16 protein-coding genes are annotated in these 17,315 nt (G+C 61.3%); all 16 read right to left on the reverse strand.

Annotation, left to right across the window (positions count from 1 at the left end; translation table 11 throughout):
• Nucleotides 1-163 precede the first annotated feature (163 nt).
• A complete protein-coding gene (locus ACSQ3J_RS21525) occupies nt 164-880 on the reverse strand; it encodes an ABC transporter ATP-binding protein (RefSeq protein ID WP_436040139.1) in 717 nt (238 codons plus the stop codon).
• Nucleotides 861-1,625: an ABC transporter ATP-binding protein gene (locus ACSQ3J_RS21530; RefSeq protein ID WP_060506943.1), complete on the reverse strand. Its 765-nt coding sequence runs from the start codon at nt 1,623-1,625 to the stop codon at nt 861-863. The genes ACSQ3J_RS21525 and ACSQ3J_RS21530 overlap by 20 nt, the downstream gene beginning before the upstream one ends.
• Nucleotides 1,622-2,629: a branched-chain amino acid ABC transporter permease gene (locus ACSQ3J_RS21535; protein WP_060506944.1), complete on the reverse strand. Its 1,008-nt coding sequence runs from the start codon at nt 2,627-2,629 to the stop codon at nt 1,622-1,624. Before ACSQ3J_RS21535 ends, ACSQ3J_RS21530 begins: the two co-directional genes overlap by 4 nt.
• Before the next feature lies 1 nt (nt 2,630).
• Nucleotides 2,631-3,494 carry a branched-chain amino acid ABC transporter permease gene (locus ACSQ3J_RS21540; RefSeq protein ID WP_436040141.1) on the reverse strand — a complete coding sequence of 288 codons (864 nt, stop codon included), beginning with the start codon at nt 3,492-3,494 and terminating at the stop codon, nt 2,631-2,633.
• Between the two features lie 132 nt (nt 3,495-3,626).
• Complete coding sequence (locus ACSQ3J_RS21545) at nt 3,627-4,799, reverse strand: ABC transporter substrate-binding protein (RefSeq protein WP_060506946.1); 1,173 nt, start codon at nt 4,797-4,799, stop codon at nt 3,627-3,629.
• Between the two features lie 377 nt (nt 4,800-5,176).
• Entirely contained in the window at nt 5,177-6,076 is a 900-nt protein-coding gene (locus tag ACSQ3J_RS21550; RefSeq protein ID WP_436040142.1) for an ABC transporter ATP-binding protein, read from the reverse strand.
• Nucleotides 6,073-6,876, reverse strand: a complete 804-nt coding sequence (locus ACSQ3J_RS21555; protein ID WP_060506949.1) for an ABC transporter ATP-binding protein — start codon at nt 6,874-6,876, stop codon at nt 6,073-6,075. The genes ACSQ3J_RS21550 and ACSQ3J_RS21555 overlap by 4 nt, the downstream gene beginning before the upstream one ends.
• Nucleotides 6,873-7,763 carry an ABC transporter permease gene (locus ACSQ3J_RS21560; RefSeq protein ID WP_436040144.1) on the reverse strand — a complete coding sequence of 297 codons (891 nt, stop codon included), beginning with the start codon at nt 7,761-7,763 and terminating at the stop codon, nt 6,873-6,875. Before ACSQ3J_RS21560 ends, ACSQ3J_RS21555 begins: the two co-directional genes overlap by 4 nt.
• A gap of 1 nt (nt 7,764) precedes the next feature.
• Nucleotides 7,765-8,745, reverse strand: coding sequence for an ABC transporter permease (locus ACSQ3J_RS21565; protein WP_436040145.1), 981 nt, complete (start codon nt 8,743-8,745; stop codon nt 7,765-7,767).
• Nucleotides 8,746-8,796: 51 nt separating this feature from the next.
• Nucleotides 8,797-10,446 carry an ABC transporter substrate-binding protein gene (locus ACSQ3J_RS21570; RefSeq protein ID WP_436040146.1) on the reverse strand — a complete coding sequence of 550 codons (1,650 nt, stop codon included), beginning with the start codon at nt 10,444-10,446 and terminating at the stop codon, nt 8,797-8,799.
• Nucleotides 10,447-10,451: 5 nt separating this feature from the next.
• Nucleotides 10,452-10,949, reverse strand: a complete 498-nt coding sequence (locus tag ACSQ3J_RS21575; protein ID WP_060506957.1) for a GNAT family N-acetyltransferase — start codon at nt 10,947-10,949, stop codon at nt 10,452-10,454.
• A 14-nt stretch (nt 10,950-10,963) separates the two neighbouring features.
• Complete coding sequence (locus ACSQ3J_RS21580) at nt 10,964-12,985, reverse strand: beta-N-acetylhexosaminidase (RefSeq protein WP_436040148.1); 2,022 nt, start codon at nt 12,983-12,985, stop codon at nt 10,964-10,966.
• Nucleotides 12,986-13,915: 930 nt separating this feature from the next.
• On the reverse strand, nt 13,916-14,668 hold the full coding sequence (locus ACSQ3J_RS21585) for an ABC transporter ATP-binding protein (protein WP_060506961.1): 753 nt from the start codon (nt 14,666-14,668) through the stop codon (nt 13,916-13,918).
• Complete coding sequence (locus tag ACSQ3J_RS21590; RefSeq protein ID WP_060506962.1) at nt 14,665-15,474, reverse strand: ABC transporter ATP-binding protein; 810 nt, start codon at nt 15,472-15,474, stop codon at nt 14,665-14,667. The genes ACSQ3J_RS21585 and ACSQ3J_RS21590 overlap by 4 nt, the downstream gene beginning before the upstream one ends.
• Nucleotides 15,471-16,334, reverse strand: a complete 864-nt coding sequence (locus tag ACSQ3J_RS21595; RefSeq protein WP_436040149.1) for an ABC transporter permease — start codon at nt 16,332-16,334, stop codon at nt 15,471-15,473. The genes ACSQ3J_RS21590 and ACSQ3J_RS21595 overlap by 4 nt, the downstream gene beginning before the upstream one ends.
• Entirely contained in the window at nt 16,331-17,284 is a 954-nt protein-coding gene (locus ACSQ3J_RS21600; RefSeq protein ID WP_436040284.1) for an ABC transporter permease, read from the reverse strand. The genes ACSQ3J_RS21595 and ACSQ3J_RS21600 overlap by 4 nt, the downstream gene beginning before the upstream one ends.
• Between the last annotated feature and the right edge of the window lie 31 nt (nt 17,285-17,315).

The following is a 17,315-nucleotide window of genomic DNA, read 5'->3' on the forward strand; positions in this document are numbered from 1 at the left end:
CACATCCTCATCGTTGTGAACGGTGGTTGGTGCCGACAGAAATCGACCTGACGCACAAATGCGCGAGAAAACGGATTGTTCCCTCCGGTTCAAAATAAATTTGCAGGAGATGTCTGGAGGTCCTCCATGCGCCTGATACAACTATGAAGCTCCCTGTTTTTTGTCAGTGCAGACCGCCGACACCCAGCAGCCGGTCTACCGCGTCATGATCGGCAGCCAGCGCCTGCGGCGTGCCGTTCCACGCCACCCTGCCCCGTTCAAGCACGATCACCTGGTCGGCGAAATCAAGGGCGCTCTGGATGCGCTGCTCGACGAGAATGATGGTCATGTTACCGGTACTCGCAAGCTCGGAAAACGCCTTCATCAGCTCCTCGCAGATGACTGGCGCCAGCCCCTCCAGCGGCTCATCGAGCAGCAGCACCGAAGGACGGCCGAGAATGGTCCGGGCCGTCGATAGCATTTGCTGCTCACCGCCGGAAAGTTGGGACCCGAGATTGCCCTTGCGCTCAAAAAGCCGGGGGAACATCGCGTAGGCGTCCTGAAGATCGCTTTTCGGCCGGTCCTTGAGGCCGACGAACAGGTTTTCCTCGACGGTCAGCGTCGGAAAGATGCAGCGTGTCTGCGGGACGTAGCCTAGTCCGGTGCGGGCGCGCAGCGCACTGGAAATGCCGGTGACGTCGGTTGCGCCGATGCAGATGCGTCCGTCATAGCGTTTCGTCTGCCCGGCCAGCGTGGCAAGCAGCGTCGTCTTGCCCATGCCGTTGCGCCCGAGCACGGCGAGACGCTGTCCGGCGGGAACCGAGAAGGAGACGTTTTCCAGAACCCGTGTCGGGTCATAGCCGGCCGACAGGTTTTCGACCTCAAGCGGCGTGGCTGGCATTGGCGTAGCTCCCGAGATAGGCTTCACGCACGGCGGCATCCTTGGTGACGTCGGCAGGCGAGCCGTCGAAGATGATGGTGCCGGCGGCCAGCACGATGACCCGCTTGGCGAAGCGAAAAACCAGTTCCATGTCATGCTCGATCATCAGCACGGCAAGATCGGCCGGCAGGTCGGCAAGGGCCTGCTCGATCCGCCCCGTATCGCACTGCGGTACCCCTGCGGCCGGTTCGTCGAGCAGCAGCACTTTCGGCTTGAGGGCCAGCGCCACGGCGATTTCGAGCAGGCGCTGCTGCCCATAGGCGATCTCGCTCACCTTGCGGTGCATCAGGTCAGCCAGGCCGAGCTTGGAGAGGAGGATGCCCGCCTCGTCCATGACGTCGGGCATTGACAGAAAATTGCCGAACATCTTTCCGGCGCGACCGTCCCGCTGCAGGATGGCGAGCGCAACATGTTCGGCGGGCGTCATCTCCTGAAACAGCCGCGTTACCTGAAACGAGCGGACCAACCCGCGCCTGACGCGGCCGATTGCATCGATTTTCGTGACGGTTTCGCCGTTGAGCCGAACTTCGCCTGAATCCGGCCGCAGATTTCCGGTGACGAGATTGACGAAGGTGGTCTTTCCCGCGCCGTTCGGGCCGATCAACGCCACCCGGTCTCCCGGCGCCATCGACAGGGAAACGTCATTGGTGACGGCCAGGCCGCTGAAGGCCTTTTTCAGATTGAGAACGTCAAAAATCGCGCTCACGAGCGTTTGTCCATACGGCGGGCGATGAAACCGGCGGCCGTGCCGTAAAGGCCTTTCGGCGCAAACAGGACGACGGCGATCAGCAGAACACCCACCATGGTCAGCCAATGAAAAGGATTGGCGGCAGAGACATAATCCTCGAACAGCATGAAGACGACCGTGCCCATCAGCGCACCGAACAGTGAGCCGGTGCCACCCAGAACCAGCATGACCAGCGCTTCGGCCGATTGCGTAAAGGAGAGGCTGTCGAGACCGACGACCTGCGTCGAGATCGCATTCAACGCACCGCCAACGCCCGCGACCGCACCGGAAATGATGTACATCTTGATCAGTGCGATCTTCGGCGAGGCGCCCATGGCCATGATGCGCAAAGGATCTTCCTTGATGCCCCGGCAAAGCATCCCGAATGGTGAGCGGACGAGAAAGCGCAGCAGGATGAAGACAACGAGCAGCAGAGCGACACCGAAGATATAAGCCGTCTGACCCCAGAGGTCGAACTCGTAGACGCCAAACAGCGGGTCGGGTGAAATTCCAGACAAGCCATCGCTACCGCCCGTCCATGATGATGCCTTATTGGCGAATTCGTGGAACAGATAGATCAGCGAAATAGACAGGACGAGTTGCGGCAATCCATGTGCCCGCAGGATGATCACGCCACAGATAATGCCAGCAATCGCTCCACCAAGAATACCGGCAAGCATCATCAGCATGGGGCTGGTGATACCGTAATGCGCTGCCGCAATGCCTGCGGCATAGGCGCCGGAGCCGAACAGGGCGGCATGACCAAGGGTCGCCACGCCGCAATAGCCGGTGACGAGATCGAGCGACAGCACCAGCAGCGCAATGGCGATGATCCGGGTCAGGAGCGCGAGATTGTCCGGAAACAGCAGGTAGCCAAGCACAGCGACAGCAGTGATGGCGCCGATGCCGATCAGGTCGCGGCCGATAGTACGGTTGTGCCGGGACTTTGTTACGACCGTTTCAGTGTTCATAATGAGCGTCATCCTAGCGTGCCCGCCCGGCAAGGCCACGCGGGAAAACACAGATGATGGCGATGACCGCGAGGTAGAAGAAGAATTCGCCAAATTCCGGCATGAGGTAGCGGCCGGTCGTATCGATGCCGCCCAGCAGGAGACAGGCGAGAAGCGCGCCGGGAATGGAGCCGGCGCCGCCGACGGAAACGACGACCAGGAAGGTCACCATGTAACGCAGCGCATAATAGGGCTCGACGGGTAGAAGCTCTGCACCCAGTACGCCGCCGAAGGCGGCAAGACCCACCGCAACAGCAAAACTCACCGCATAGATGATTTCCGTGCGCACGCCGAGGGCAGCGGCCATGGAGGCATTATCGACGGAGGCGCGCAGTTTGACGCCGAACGCCGTTTTTTCGATGGCATACCAAAGGCCGCCCGCGACAACCAGACCACAGACGATAGCAAACAGGCGGTGCACAGCGATCGAGCGGAAACCGAGGTCAGCGGAACCTTGCAACTCCGGAGGTAATGGTATCGTCTTCAGCGTCGGGCCAAAGACATAATTGGCAATGCCGATGATGCAGAAAGTGATGCCGATGGTCATCAAGACCTGCGTCAACTCCGGTGCGCCGTAAATTCGCCGGTAGAGCAGCCGTTCGATCGGAATGGCTATGATCACCGTGCCGACAACGGCAAGGAGAACGGCCACCGCATAACCCAGGCCGAGATTCTGTGCCGCATAGGAGGCGATGTAACCGCCGATCATGGCAAAGGCGCCATGGGCCAGATTGACGACGCGCATCAGGCCCATGGTGACGGAAAGGCCGATTGAAATGACGAAGAGCACCATGCCATAGGCAAATGCGTCGATGGCTATGCTGAAGACTGTCTGCATCGCGCGATGTCCATCCGGTTGTATGCGGGAGATGGGAGTATCCTCCCTTCCCCCGCTATCGCAAGAAAATGGTGCAAGGTACAGGCGGTGCGGTCTGCCTCGTTACGCACCGATACGATGTGCTTTAGCGGTCTACTTGATGGCCGCAAGCCCGGGATCGCCCTGCTTTTCGAACGTCTGGATTTCCTTGTTATAATAGGTACCGTCATCTGCCTTCGTGACTTCGCGCAGATAGATGTTTTGCGTGATGTGGCGCGATTCCGGATCAATTGAAACCGGGCCGCGCGGGCTGACCCAGGAGAGGCCCTTGACCGCATCGACCGCTTTTTGCGCATCCTGCTCGCCGCCGGTCGCTTCGATCATCTTGTAGATGACGTTCATGCCGTCGAAGGCACCAACCGAGGGGAACGAAAGCTCGGCCGGATTGCCGATTGCCTTGGAAGCCGCTTCGACAAAGGCCTTGTTTTCCGGAGAATCGTGGGAAACCGCATAGTGGAACGTGGTCTGGATACCGAGGGCGGCATCACCAAGAGCCGGCAGGTCGGATTCCTGCGTCAAGTCGCCGGGCGCGAAAAACTTGATGCCCGCAGCCTTGAGACCGTTTTCATTGTAGGCCTTGACGAAGCCAAGCGTCGTTGGGCCAGACGGCAGGAAGGCGAAAACGCCCTGTGCCCCGGAATCCTTGATGCGTTGCATGATCGGGCTGAAGTCATTGGTGGACAGCGGCATGCGGATCGCCTCGATGACAGCCCCGCCCTCTTTCTCGAAGCCGGCTTTGAATGCGTTTTCGGCGTCAATGCCCGGGCCATAGTCGCTGACGATGGAGATAACCTTGGCAACGCCTGCGTCATGCGCGACCTTGGCGATCGGCGTGGAAGTCTGCCAGGTGGTGAAGGAGGTGCGCACGACCAGCGGGCTTTTGGTGACGATTGCCGACGTCGCAGCATTCATGACGACCAGTGGCACGTTTGCCTGCTTGAGGATCGGCGTGACGGCCATGGCATCCGGCGTGAAGTAGAAGCCTGCGAGATATTGCACCTTTTCCTTGACCACCAGTTCCTGCGCCAGCGCCTTGGATTGCGCAGGGTCGGCTGCCGGGAGGTCGCGGTAGATGATCTCGATTGTGTCGTCGCCGATCGTTGTCCCGTTCATCGCCATATAGGCGTCGATGCCGGCTTTAAAGTTCTTGCCCTGTAACGCAAATGGCCCGGAGAAGGGGCCGACAACGCCGATCTTGATCGTGTCGGCATAGGCACCGCTGCCCATGATGATGGCCGCGAACGCGGCGATGATGGCCCGTTTCATAACTCTCCTCCCTGAATGACCGGCATGCTCCCAAAGAACCGGCACATGATGACTGACACAACAGCTGGTCTCAGTTTGTCATGCCAAATGGTAATGTAAAATGAAATATCAAACGGGATTTCATATGCATATGATTATGGATCGAGACGGTTTGGGACTTTTAGCCGCGTTTCTCGACATCTCGCTCGAGGAGCACTGTTAAATCTGCCGATCACCGAATTTAAGCCTGAAAGGGCAGATTGGCAGAGTTTTTTCTTTTACCCCCTGCGAAAAAAGGGAGCACGCCGAACGGAAGAGACCCAAAAGGTCTCGATTCGGCGTGCATGATAGCACTGCGGATTTCTGATCAGGGCGCTGCCAAGCCCCGGCGCGCCGGGTTAGATCGCAAGCGAGAAGTGGTTTTCGGCCGCCTTGACGATTGTGCTCTGTTCCTTTGCCGCCATGCGGCGAACGGCCTCCACCGCGCCTGGATCGATCCGCGAGGCGGCGTCGGAGAAGCGGCGCTCGGGGTCGGGCACGGCCGAAAGCAGGAGCTTCGTATAGGGATGCTGCGGATTGTCGATCACCGCGCTGCAAGCGCCCCATTCGACAATCTGGCCGCTATACATGACCGCGATGTCTTCTGCCACGTAGCGGGCGGTGGCGATGTCGTGGGTGATGTAGAGCAGGCCGAGATTGCGCTTCGTCTTCATCTCGTTCAGCAGGTTCAAGACGCCGAGGCGCACCGATACGTCCAGCATCGAGGTCGGCTCGTCGGCGACGAGGATCTGCGGCCGGGCCGAAAGCGCACGGGCGATATTGACGCGCTGGCGCTGACCGCCGGAAAGCTCATGCGGATATTTCGGCGCGACGAGCGCCGGGTCGAGCTTGACGCCGGCAAGTTGTAATTCGACCGCCGCATCCAGATCCGCCGAGCGGATATCCGGGCGATGCAGGGGCAGGGTACGCTTCAGGTGATAGGCGATGGTGTGCGCGGGATTGAGCGAGGCGAAGGGATCCTGGAAAATCATCTGCACGGCCTGCCGGTAGGCGGCAAGATCGCGGCCGCGCCGCGCCGCCGTCGGCTCGCCCTTGAACAGGACTTGGCCGCCCGACGGCAAGTATTCGAGCATGGCCATGCGGGCGCATGTCGTCTTGCCGCTGCCCGATTCCCCGACGAGGGCAAGCGCTCGCCCGCTATGGAGCGAGAAATTGACGGCGCGCGCGGCGTGCACCCCGCCTGCCGGACTGCCGAAGATCTTGCTGACATTGTCAAAGCGCAGAAGCGGGGCGTTCATCCGAGCACACCTCCCTTGAGTGAGGGGAACGAGGCCCAGAGCCTCTTCGTATAATCGTGTTGCGGCGCACGGAAGATCGCTTCCGATGGGCCTTGCTCCACCATCTTGCCCGACAACATCACACCGATGCGATCACAGAACTGCACCATCAGGCCAAGGTCGTGGGTGATGAAGAGAACCGAGAAACCGCGCTGACGGCGCAATTCGTCGATGCGCTGGAGGATCTCGCGCTGAACGACGACGTCCAGCGCTGTCGTCGGCTCGTCCATGACGACAAGCTTGGGATCAAGTGCCAGGCAGATAGCGATGACGATGCGCTGCCGCATACCACCCGAGAACTGGTGCGGATAGTCGCGCATGCGCTCCGGTTTGATGTCGACAAGCTTCAGCATCTCAGCGGTGCGGTCGCGCGCCGCGTTGCGCGTGCAGCCCGTATGGGTGCGCAGCACGTCATAGAACTGCTCTTCAATCCGCAGCACCGGGTTCAGTGAGTTCATGGCGCTCTGGAACACCATCGCCACCTCCCGCCAGCGGAAATCGGCAAGGTCCTTGCGGTTAAGGCCGAGCACGTCGCGGCCAGCAAGGCGGATCTGGCTGCCCTTGCGGATCAGTGCCGGTGGGGCATGCAGCCGGCTGACGGCAAAGGCGATCGTGCTCTTGCCGCAGCCCGATTCGCCCGCGAGCCCGAAAACCTCGCCCGGCGCGACGTCGAACGAGACATCGTCCACCGCGCGGAAATCCGTCTCTGCGCCAATATAGTCGATCGTCAGATTGCTGACGGAAAGCAGAGTATCACTCACAGGCGTCCTTCCCCGGATTTGACGAGGCTTGTCCAGCGGGCGAGACGCCCGCCGGTGCGCAGCCGCGGATTGGCGATCTCGTCCACCGCGAAGTTGAGAAGTGATAGGCCGATGCCGAGCAGCGCCAGCGCCAGGCATGGCGCGAGGATATCCCACCAGGCGCCGACCGATAGCGCCGAGGCCTTCTGGGCGTTGTAGAGCATGGTGCCCCAGGAGATCACGTTGGGATCACCGAGCCCGAGGAATTCCAGCGTTGCCTCAGTGATGACCGCGAAGATGACGCTGCCGATGAAATTGATGCCGACGATGGAAAAGACATTCGGAAGGATTTCGAACGCCATGATGCGCCATTGCGGCTCGCCCATCATCTCGGCGGCTTTCACAAAATCGCGCTGCTTGACGGAGAGCGTTTCGGCCCGCGTGACACGCGCTCCCCAGGCCCAGGAGGTCAGACCGAGGATGAGCGCGATGACCATCGGCCCCGCCTGTCCGACGAAGGAGGCGATGACGAGCAGCAATGGCAGGTTCGGCACGACCAGCACCATGTTGGTGAAGAAGCTGATCACCTCGTCCGTCTTGCCGCCGCGATAGCCAGCGACGATGCCGAGTGTCGTACCGACAACCGTGATGAGAAGCCCTGCGGCAAAGCCCACGGCAAGCGAGGTCTGCGCGCCGTAGATCAGACGCGCCCAGACGTCCTGCCCGAGGCGCGTCGTGCCGAGAATGTGCTCGGCCGAGGGTGGCTGGTGCGGGCGGCCCGTGCGGGCGGCCGGATTATACTCTGTCAAGAGCGGCGCGGCGAGCGCGACCAGCACGATGAAGAGCACGATGGCAAGGCCGATAAATGCCTTGCGATTGCGGCGAAGGCCGATCCAGAGCTGGCCCATCTCAGCCACTCCCCTTTAGACGCGGGTCAAGCAGCACATAGCTGACATCGACGATGAAATTGGAGACCAGCATGGCGGCGGTCATGACGAGGAGCTGGCCTTGGATGACCGGATAGTCGCGGGCAAGGATCGCCTGGTAGAGCGTGTTGCCGAGGCCGGGATAGTTGAACACCACCTCCGTCACCAGCGAGCCGCCGAGCACGGTGCCAAGCGCAATGGCTAGGCTCGAGACCGTCGGCAGCAGCGCGTTGCGTGCCGCATACCAAACCATGACGCGCCGGTCGGAAAGCCCCTTGGCGCGGGCCATCACCACATAATCCTGCCCAAGCAGATTGATCATGTTGTTGCGAATGGTCACGGTGAAACCACCGGTCAAAACGAAGCAGAGCGTGATGAGCGGCAGGATGGCGTGGTGGGCAACGCTGGCGAGGAAGGCGAAGCTGAAGGACGGGTCGAGCGCCGGGTCATGCGCATAACCGGTGGGGAACCATCCGAGCGTGAAGCCGAAGACGAACAGCGCGACGAGCGACGTGACGACCGCTGGAATGGACGTGGCAAAAATCGCCGAAACCGAGAGCACCACGTCGAGACGGCTGCCGCGGCGCCAGGCCGCCACCATGCCGAGGAAGCTGCCGAGCACGAAACTGACAAGCGTCGCCGTGCCGACCAGGCCGACAGTCCACAGCAGCGCCCGCCCGAGCAGATCCGTTACCGGCAGCGGGAAATATTTCACCGAGACGCCGAGGTCGCCCGTGAAAATGGATGAAAGATAGGTGAGGTACTGCTTCCAGAGCGGCCCATCGACGAAACCGAACGTAAGCTTCAGGGCTTCCAGGCTTTCCGGCGGCAATTCCGAGGCAGCCGAGGAAAACATCAGCGCCACCGGATCGCCGGGCATCAGGCGGGGAAGGAAGAAATTGATCGTTGCCGCAGCAACGAAGGCAGCCAGATAGAACAGGATGCGGCGGAGCAGAAAGGGCATTGTTTGGAACTGGCGGGGCCTGTTACGGTCCCCGCCTCCTCTATAAACGGATCACTGGACCGGCTGAAGAGCCAGAAGGTTCAGCAGACGCGCACGGTTATTCTTGGTGATCGACGGGTTGGCGAAAGGATTTTCCTTCGTCGACCAGCCTGTGAACCGGGCGGTGTTGTACTGGTACCAGTTCGGATTGTTGAACACCGGCATCAGCGGCAGGTTCTCCGCAACGATGCGCTGCGCCGAATTCATGATTTCCTTCTGCTTTCCGGCATCGGCCGTATGGGTGAACTCACCGATCAGCTTTTCAACATCCGCATTGAACCAACGCTGCGAGGTGAAGCGCGTCTTGCCTTTGTCGGCCTCGGTGAAGGCGCGCTTGTAAGCATAGTAGGGTGAGGCGGAGGCCGGAAGGCTGTTGATGGCGGCATCAAACTTGCCGGAAATCAGGTTCTGGCTCCAGACGGCTTCTTCCGGCGTCTCGATCTTTGCGTCGATGCCGACCGCCTTCATGTTGTCGATCGCAATGTTGACTGTGTCGATCCAGTCGGTCCAGCTCGATGGCACGATAACCGAAAAGGCGATCTGGGTGCCATCGGGATTGTCGCGCATGCCATCGCCGTCCTTGTCGACGTACCCCGCCTCGTCAAGCAGGGCCGTAGCCGCCGCCTCATCATAGGTCGCGAACTTGCCAAACTCGGCCGTCACCGCCGGATCGGCCCAGGCCTTGTAAAGCTCGCCCATCAGTCCCGGATCCTGGTTCAACGTCGGATAGCCGTACCCGGCGATATCGACCATGCCCTGCCGGTCGAGCGCCATGGAAACCGCCTGGCGGAACTTCAGGTCCGAAAAGGCCTTGCGGTTGTCGGCATTGGCACTCTCCTGGTTGAAGACGAACGCCACCATGCTGCTCGGCGAATACCAGTAGTGAAAGTGCTCCGGGTTCTTGGCGATATAGACTTTCTCAATGTCAGGAATGAAGGAGACGCCCCAGTCGAGCGTGCCGTCCACCGTCGCAGTCAGAATCTGGTTGTTGTCGGCCAGCTGCGGAAAGCGCATGCAACCGACCTTGAGGGTCGCTGCGTCCCAATAGTTAGGGTTGCGGCATTGGTCATAGGTCTGGCCAGTGAACCGGGCGATCTCCGTCATCGGGCCGCTGCCGACCGGGGTCTCGTTCGAGAAGGTGACCGGATCGGCAATATCCTTCCAGGCGTGCGCAGGCACGATCGGGATTTGCACTAGCGTCTCCGCGGCAATCGACGTCGGCTGCTTCATGGTGAAGCGCACGGTTTGCGGATCGACAACCTCGACGCCATCGATCTGCGTCCAGATGCTGACGAAATCGAGTGCAGGGAATTTTTTGACGAGGTCGAAGCTGAACTTCACGTCCTCAGCGGTCAACGGCTGGCCATCTGACCATTTCAGGTTGGCGCGCAGCTTGAATTCGATATTCTTCAGGTCGTCGGCGAGCTTGAAAGTCTCGGCAAGACGGAAGACCGGCTTGTTGCTGTCGAATTGGTTGAAGACGACCAGCGGCTCATAAATGAAGTCGAGCGTGCTCTGGCGCGCCGACGTCTGGTTGAAGGGGTTGAAGTTGCGCACCCATGTCGTCGCGGGCTCGATATTCACGGTCAGGACGGTTTCGGCGGCGGCAGGCGCCGCACCGAGCATGAGGGCCGCAACGGCCGTCAGGGTATGGAATTTCATTTCACTCACTCCTCTCTCGTTCTGTCAGATTTCGGTCGGCGCAACATGCCTTCGTAGACACCCTTGTCCTCCGCAGGGATCGGTGTTGCACCGACCGTACGTGCATAAAAATCCACCGGCCCGGCATCGCCGATCACCGCATAGGCATAACCATTCGCCTTCAGCGCCGATAACGCGGCGGCCAGCAGAGCCACGCCGACACCCCTGCCGCGTGCATCCGGATGCACGCCCGTTGGGCCGAAAAAGCCACGCGCCACAATGTCATGGCAGGCAAAGCCGATGAGTTGTCCTTCCGACACCGCAATGAGACACGCGGCCGGCCGACGCGAAAAGGCGACAGTCACCTCGCTTGCCCAGTTGTCGGAAAAGTTCTCGCGTACCCAATCGACGACGAGCGCCATTTCCGGCGCCAGCGCCGCGCGGATCGCGACGCCCGCGACTGGTGGCAACCCGGCAAGCGCCTTGAACTTTTGGGAATGGAGGTTGACAAGAAGATCGGGCATCGCTTCGCTCTCCGTCAGACCCAGTGGCCATAGAGGTTGGGCATCAGCGCCGCATTGACGATGAAACGGTCCCAGTCCTTCTGTGCCCACGGCGTCCAGGCGGTCTCCGCTATGGCCGAGAGGCGCGGGAAGACGAGGCGGTCGAAGACGCCGCGATCGGCCATGGATTCATTCCAGATACAGGCTTGAATGCCCTTGAAATGCGTGAGCTGCTCCACTGTCCAACCCTGGACCGGATCGAAATCGTAGGTGTCGCGCGCAGACGGGGAGCCTGCCCATCCGGCGCCGGGCTCGTTCCAGTCGGCGGATTGGGCCATGTCGAGGTAATAAGCCTGCCCCGGAGATACGACCATGTCATAGCCCGCCTCAGCAAGACGGGCGCTCACCGGCACGTCACGCCAGCCGACCAGGTAGGACGATCCCTTGTCGAGCACGTCGCCATGCGCCGCCTCCTGCCAGCCGCCGGTCACGCAGCCGAGCGAACGCACGCTTTCATGCACCTGCCGCAGGAAGGCGGCTTGCAGCACGGCAGTCGGCGCGTTCTCAATATCGTCCGCGCCGTCCTGGTTGGTCTCCATATTGTTTTGCCGCGCGTGGCTCCTGGCCGCGTCTTCGCCGGAAAGGCTGGCGAGCATGGCGAGCGCCATCGGCGAACCGGACCAGGCCCCGAGAGGCACTTCATCGGCGCCGACATGCAGGATGCCGGCGGGAAAGAGCCCGGCGAGTTCCCGCATCACCGTCTCCATGAAGGCGATCGCCTTCGGCTGGGCGGGGTTGAGGCAATTGTTCGGCATGCCCTGCACGGAGGCATATTCGCCGGTCTCATCGGGGTCACGCAGTTCAGGCAGTGCCTGCAGCAGAGCAAAGCTGTGGCCGGGAACATCGATTTCCGGGATGACTGCAATGGCGTAACGCCCGGCAAGCGCCACGATCTCGCGCACTTCGGCCTGCGTGTAGTAACCGCCAGTGGCGAAAGGCCCGGACCCTAAGAGCGGCGGCACAGACAGGCCATGCCCACGCCAGGCGGCCTTTTCCGTCAGGTGCGGATAGGCAGCGATCTCGATGCGCCAAGCCTCGTCGTCGGTGAGGTGCCAGTGGAAGCGGTTGAGCTTGTTCCAGGCGAGCACTGCCAGGAATTGCTTGACCTCCGCGCCCGCATAAAACTGCCGCGCCACGTCGAGATGGCAGCCGCGAAAGTCCATGCGCGGAGCATCCTCGATCGCGCCCGCCACGGGGAAGAGGAAGGTCGCCGGCTGGCGCCGCGCGCCGCGAAGAATTTGACCGAGGGTGATGAGGCCATAGAGGAAGCCCGCAGACGTGGCGGCAGTGACCCGCACACCATCGGCTGCAAAGTCGAGGCGATAGGCCTCCGCTTCACCTGCCCGTTCGGCAAAACGCACTGTCAAACCGCCCTGATGCGCGTCCCGTACCAACCCTTCGCCGGGAAAAAGCCGCGCCGTGATGTCCGCGAAGGCGTCGGCCGCCTCAACCGCTGCTGCAGATCCAGTGCCAAGGGCAAGCCCGTGCGGCACCTGTCCACCTGCGATACCCCGGACATCCTTCGGCCAGGGAAGGATGGACAGCGGCTCTGGCGGATTGAACGGGACTGGCGCGCGGGCAGTGCCACGGCGCGGTGCATTGTCCACGGTCGTGGAGATGGTTGGCAGCACACGCGCCGGCAGGATCGTTCCTTCGGCGGTGACCACATAGGCATTGTGCGCGCCGTCGCTCCAGTGGCGCAATGGATAGGAGAGCTGGCGGCTGCTCGCCTCCCAGGTTGCGCCAGGCAATAGCACGAAGCCGTCCGGCGGTGCTATCGTGCTGTGGTTGGAAAAGCGCCGCACCAGCCGCCCATTCTGAATTGCCGCCGTCGCCTGCAATCGGCCCGGGCCGCTGAAGCAGAGCACGAAATCTGCCAACGGCGTCGCGCCGAGATTGGTCAGCCGCACCGTATAGAGCGGCGCCTCTTCGCCGGCAGCCGGCGTCCAGAACGTTTCGAAAAGCAGGGAGAGGTTGGGCTCGGAAGGCACAGTCATCAGGTCTTTCCTTTGATCGTCAAACAGGTCACGCAGGCTGGCTTCGGTGCGAGCAGGCCGGCGCCCCGCAGGTACAGGGGGCCGCGTTTGGACGGCCCCCTGCCCGCCTTAGCCAGGGAGAAATTCGGCAAGGCGGCATGCGTGATCGCTGGGGAGACCGACTGGAATCCCGCTTGGAGGGGGATGAGCGATTTCAACGCCAAACAGCCCCGATCTCGACGGCGGCGCACGATGAGATACCTGCCCTGGAGGCAAGTTGGGCTAAAAGAATGGGCATGTCAGTCTGCTCCGAAAAGGGCCCAAGCACACACCGTCCAGCCGAGGCGTGCTGGCGCCTGTCGCGGCGCGCGCCCTGCTGAACCGTATTCCCTCATGCTCTGAACCCGTATGTTCCCGTTATATGTCATCGCCGAGCGGCGTAATTTATTTTCCAAATGATGCGTAGAATTCCTTCGCAGTCAATATAATTTTCTCCATTAGCACTTTAATATGAAATGAATTTTCTCTAATTGGCGTTTTCCGCGCGAAATTTTCATGCCGAAATTACAAGGTTATCAACCGGAGAAGTCCTGCCCGTTGTGAATCCTGCTTGAATATCAATCGCCTTGAAGACGCAGGTACTGACAAGAGCTGTGACAAGCCTGAAGCAGGCCTGACGCCCCATGAAAATAGCCCCGTAGAAAGAGGCCGAGAATTTCACGGTTCCGGGCTAGCGTCTCGCTCTATTGGCCATGGCGGCCTCAACATCGACAACGCGAGGCGTGAATTTGGCGCCCATCCGGCACGCGCGGCGTCATTCAGGATAGTGATCCTCAACACCGTGTAGAGGCCCGACAAACCGGGCGGGGCAATAGAGTGGTAAGAAGGATGATGCGCTTTTCCTCAAAGCCAGCTTCAGACCTCAGGCCAGGGCCGGCCGGTGCCGGCCTATCAGCCAGGCACCGGCATTCTCGGCATGCTCGCAAGCAGCTTTTGCGTATAAGGATGCGCGGGACGGGCAAGCAGGTCGCGCGTGGCGCCCTTTTCGACAATCAGGCCCTTTTCCAGCACCACCAATTGCTCGCAAAGCAGCGCCACCAGGGCAATATCATGCGAGACGACGATAAAAGTCATCCGGCACGAGAGAGTGCGCATGAGGTCGATGATTCGGGTGCGGGTAGACAGATCGAGAGCGCTGACCACCTCGTCGGCGATAATGAGGTCAGGCTTGGCGACGATTGCGCGCGCGATTGCGATACGCTGGCGCTGGCCGCCGGAAAATTCATGCGGATAGCGTCCGGCCGCATCTGCTGGCAGATCAACATCCCGCAAGGCCTCAGTCACAGCATTGGTAATGTCGGTTTCGATTTTCAGCGAGCGCAATGGCTCCGCTATGATGTCGAAGACCCGCTGGCGCGGGTCTAGTGATGAATATGGATCCTGGAAAACGGCCTGTACGCTACGGCGAAAACCGCGCATGAAGCTGCGGTTGTCGGTGTCGAGGCTTTGGCCGCGAAAGGATACCGTGCCGGCGGAGGCACGCTCCAGCCCAAGCAGCAGCTTCAGAAGTGTCGTCTTGCCGGAACCGGATTCGCCGACAACGCCGAGATTGTTTCCTGCACGGATGGACAGGTCTATGCCCTGCAAAACAGTCTTGCCGCCGCCATAGGCGAAGGAAACGCCAGTAAGATCGAGAAGGGTCATTGCGTCATCTCCAGCGCCGCATCGAACGCACGAGCGGCGGCGACCAGACTTTCGGTATAGGGATGTGCCGGCCGGTTGAAGAGTGTCGCGACCGGCCCTTCCTCGATCAGCCTGCCGCCGCGCATCACCAGCGCGCGGGTGGCGATGTTCGCCACAACTGGCAGATCGTGGCTGATGAAAAGCAGCCCCATCGCCTCGTCCTGAACTAAGCCTTCCAGCAGTTTCAGAATTTCCATCTGTGTGGTGACATCAAGCGCGGTGGTGGGTTCGTCGGCAATCAGCAGCTTCGGCCGGCAGGCGAGTGCCATGGCGATGGCCGCACGCTGACGCTGGCCGCCAGAAATCTCGTGCGGGAAGGCGCGGGCAATACGATCCGCCTCCGGAAGCGCAACGCGTTCCAAAAGTCCCAGTACTCGCCGCGATACCTCTTCCCTGCCGCAAGCGATTCCGTCGCGCATGGCCCGGCGGCGCACCACTTCCCCAACTTGGTGACCGATCCGCATCAGCGGATTGAGCGCGGTCATAGGCTCCTGAAACACGACGGCGACGCCCGTTCCACGCAATGGCACGAGATCGCGATCGCGTGTACCGATCACCTGATGACCGTCCAGCAGAATTGAGCCGGCAACCCGCATCGGCTCCGGCAGGAGGCCCAGCATGGCCAGCGCCGTCAACGATTTGCCTGACCCGGATTCACCGATGAGCCCGACCCGCTCGCCAGCGGCGATCGAAAAGGAAATGCCGGAAACAAGCGTCCGTCCAGGCGTACGAATCTCCAGATTTTCGACTGACAGTAAGGCGTTCACCGGCTTCTCCTTCGGGTCGGATCCGCAACCTCACGCAGGCCGTCGGCAAAGAGATTGAGACCAATGACCAGTGAGACCAGCGCAAGGCCGGGGGCGATGGCGCCGAAGGGGGCGGTATAAACGGATGCCTGCGCCTCCTGCAGCAGCCGGCCCCAGGAGGCGTTCGGCGGCGGCGCACCGAGCCCCAGATAGGACAGCGATGCCTCGGCAATGATGGCCAATCCGAACTGCAGCGCGAAATTGACAACGAGCGTCGGCCAGATGTTCGGCAGGACATGGATACGCACGATACCCGGCCACGACGTACCGGAAATGCGCGCCGCCGTGATGTAATCCATTGCGAGGATGCGCTTTGCAAGAATGCGCGACAACCGCGCCACGATGGCCGAACCGGCGATGCCGATGGCGAGGATCGCCGTCCACAGGCTTGCCCCGTCGCCGGAGGCAACGATCAGCATGGCGAGCAGCAGCGTCGGGAAAGCGATGAGGATATCCAGGGCTGCGGCCAGCACATCATCCAGCGTGCGCGTGGCAAAGGCCGAGAGTACCCCGGCTGTCACACCGATCAAGGCGCCGAGCGCAACCGCCCCGCAGCCGACAACGAGCGCGATGCGTGAGCCGACCATGATCTGGGTCATGAGATCGCGGCCGAGCCGGTCTGTGCCTGCCCAGTGCGCGAACGAAGGACCTTCGAGCCGGCCGCCGACCATGTCGGCCACGCCGTAAGGTGTCCAAACGAGCGAGAGGAGCGCGATCACGACATGCAGACCAACGAGAAGTCCGCCGATGGCAAGCGGCCAGGGAACGGTCGATTTTTGCGGCACGCTTTCAGTTGAAATCAGAGGTTCTGGCACGCTCATGCCCCACCTCCTACAGCTCGGGTACGCAGACGTGGATCGATCAAACGCTGGATAAGGTCGGCTGCAAAGCCGACCAGCAGCACCAGCAATGTCGAAACGAACAGCACGCCCTGCACATTCGGATAGTCCCGCTGTTCGATGCCGAGCAGCAGCATGGAACCAAGGCCCGGCAGGGCAAATACCCGTTCCACCACCACAGCGCCAAGCAGGGTGGATGCCAGCTCGATACCAAGCAAGGAAATGACCGGAACGGCGCCGTTGCGGATGCCGTGGCGGATCAGCGCCTCGGAGAAGGTCGCGCCCAGCGCCCTCGCGGTGCGCAAGTAGTCGCTGCCCAGAACATCCTGGGTTGCCGATCGCACATACCGGATCAAAGACGCCGACATGACGATGGCGATGGTCACAACCGGCAGCACCAAGGCCTGAACGGCGGCGCCGGGCGCCTGCCAGCCGCGCGAGGGAAAGCCTCCGGAGGGAAAAAGCCGCAGATTGACCGCAAACACCGTGACCAGAAGAATGCCGATCCAGAACACAGGCACGGCAATTCCAAGCTGCGAAACGACCGAGATCAACGCGCCGTACCACCGATTCTGGCGCACGACAGAGAGGATGCCAAGAGGAACAGCGATGGCGATGGAAACGGCAAAGGCCATCAGGGTCAACGGTACGGTCACGATGAGGCGCTTGCCGATTTCATCGAGTACCGGCGCACCGCTGACGAAGGAGTTGCCGAGGTCGAAGCGGGCCAGACTGCCGGCAAAACGTAGAAATTGTTCGTAGAGCGGCAAGTCGGAACCCACCTGTTTGCGGGCGGCCTCGATCTGCGCCGCATCGGCGCCAACGGAGACCAGCGCATTTGCGGGGTCGCCCGGCAAGAGGCGCAGCAGCACGAACAGAATGACGGCGGCAATGATGACCGACAGCACCAGGATGGCGGAGCGGCGAAGTATGTAGGAAAGTATGGTCTTGACCTCTCATGCG

It is taken from the genome of Rhizobium sp. LjRoot98 (assembly GCF_964252935.1).
In the GTDB taxonomy this organism is placed as follows: Bacteria; Pseudomonadota; Alphaproteobacteria; order Rhizobiales; family Rhizobiaceae; genus Pararhizobium.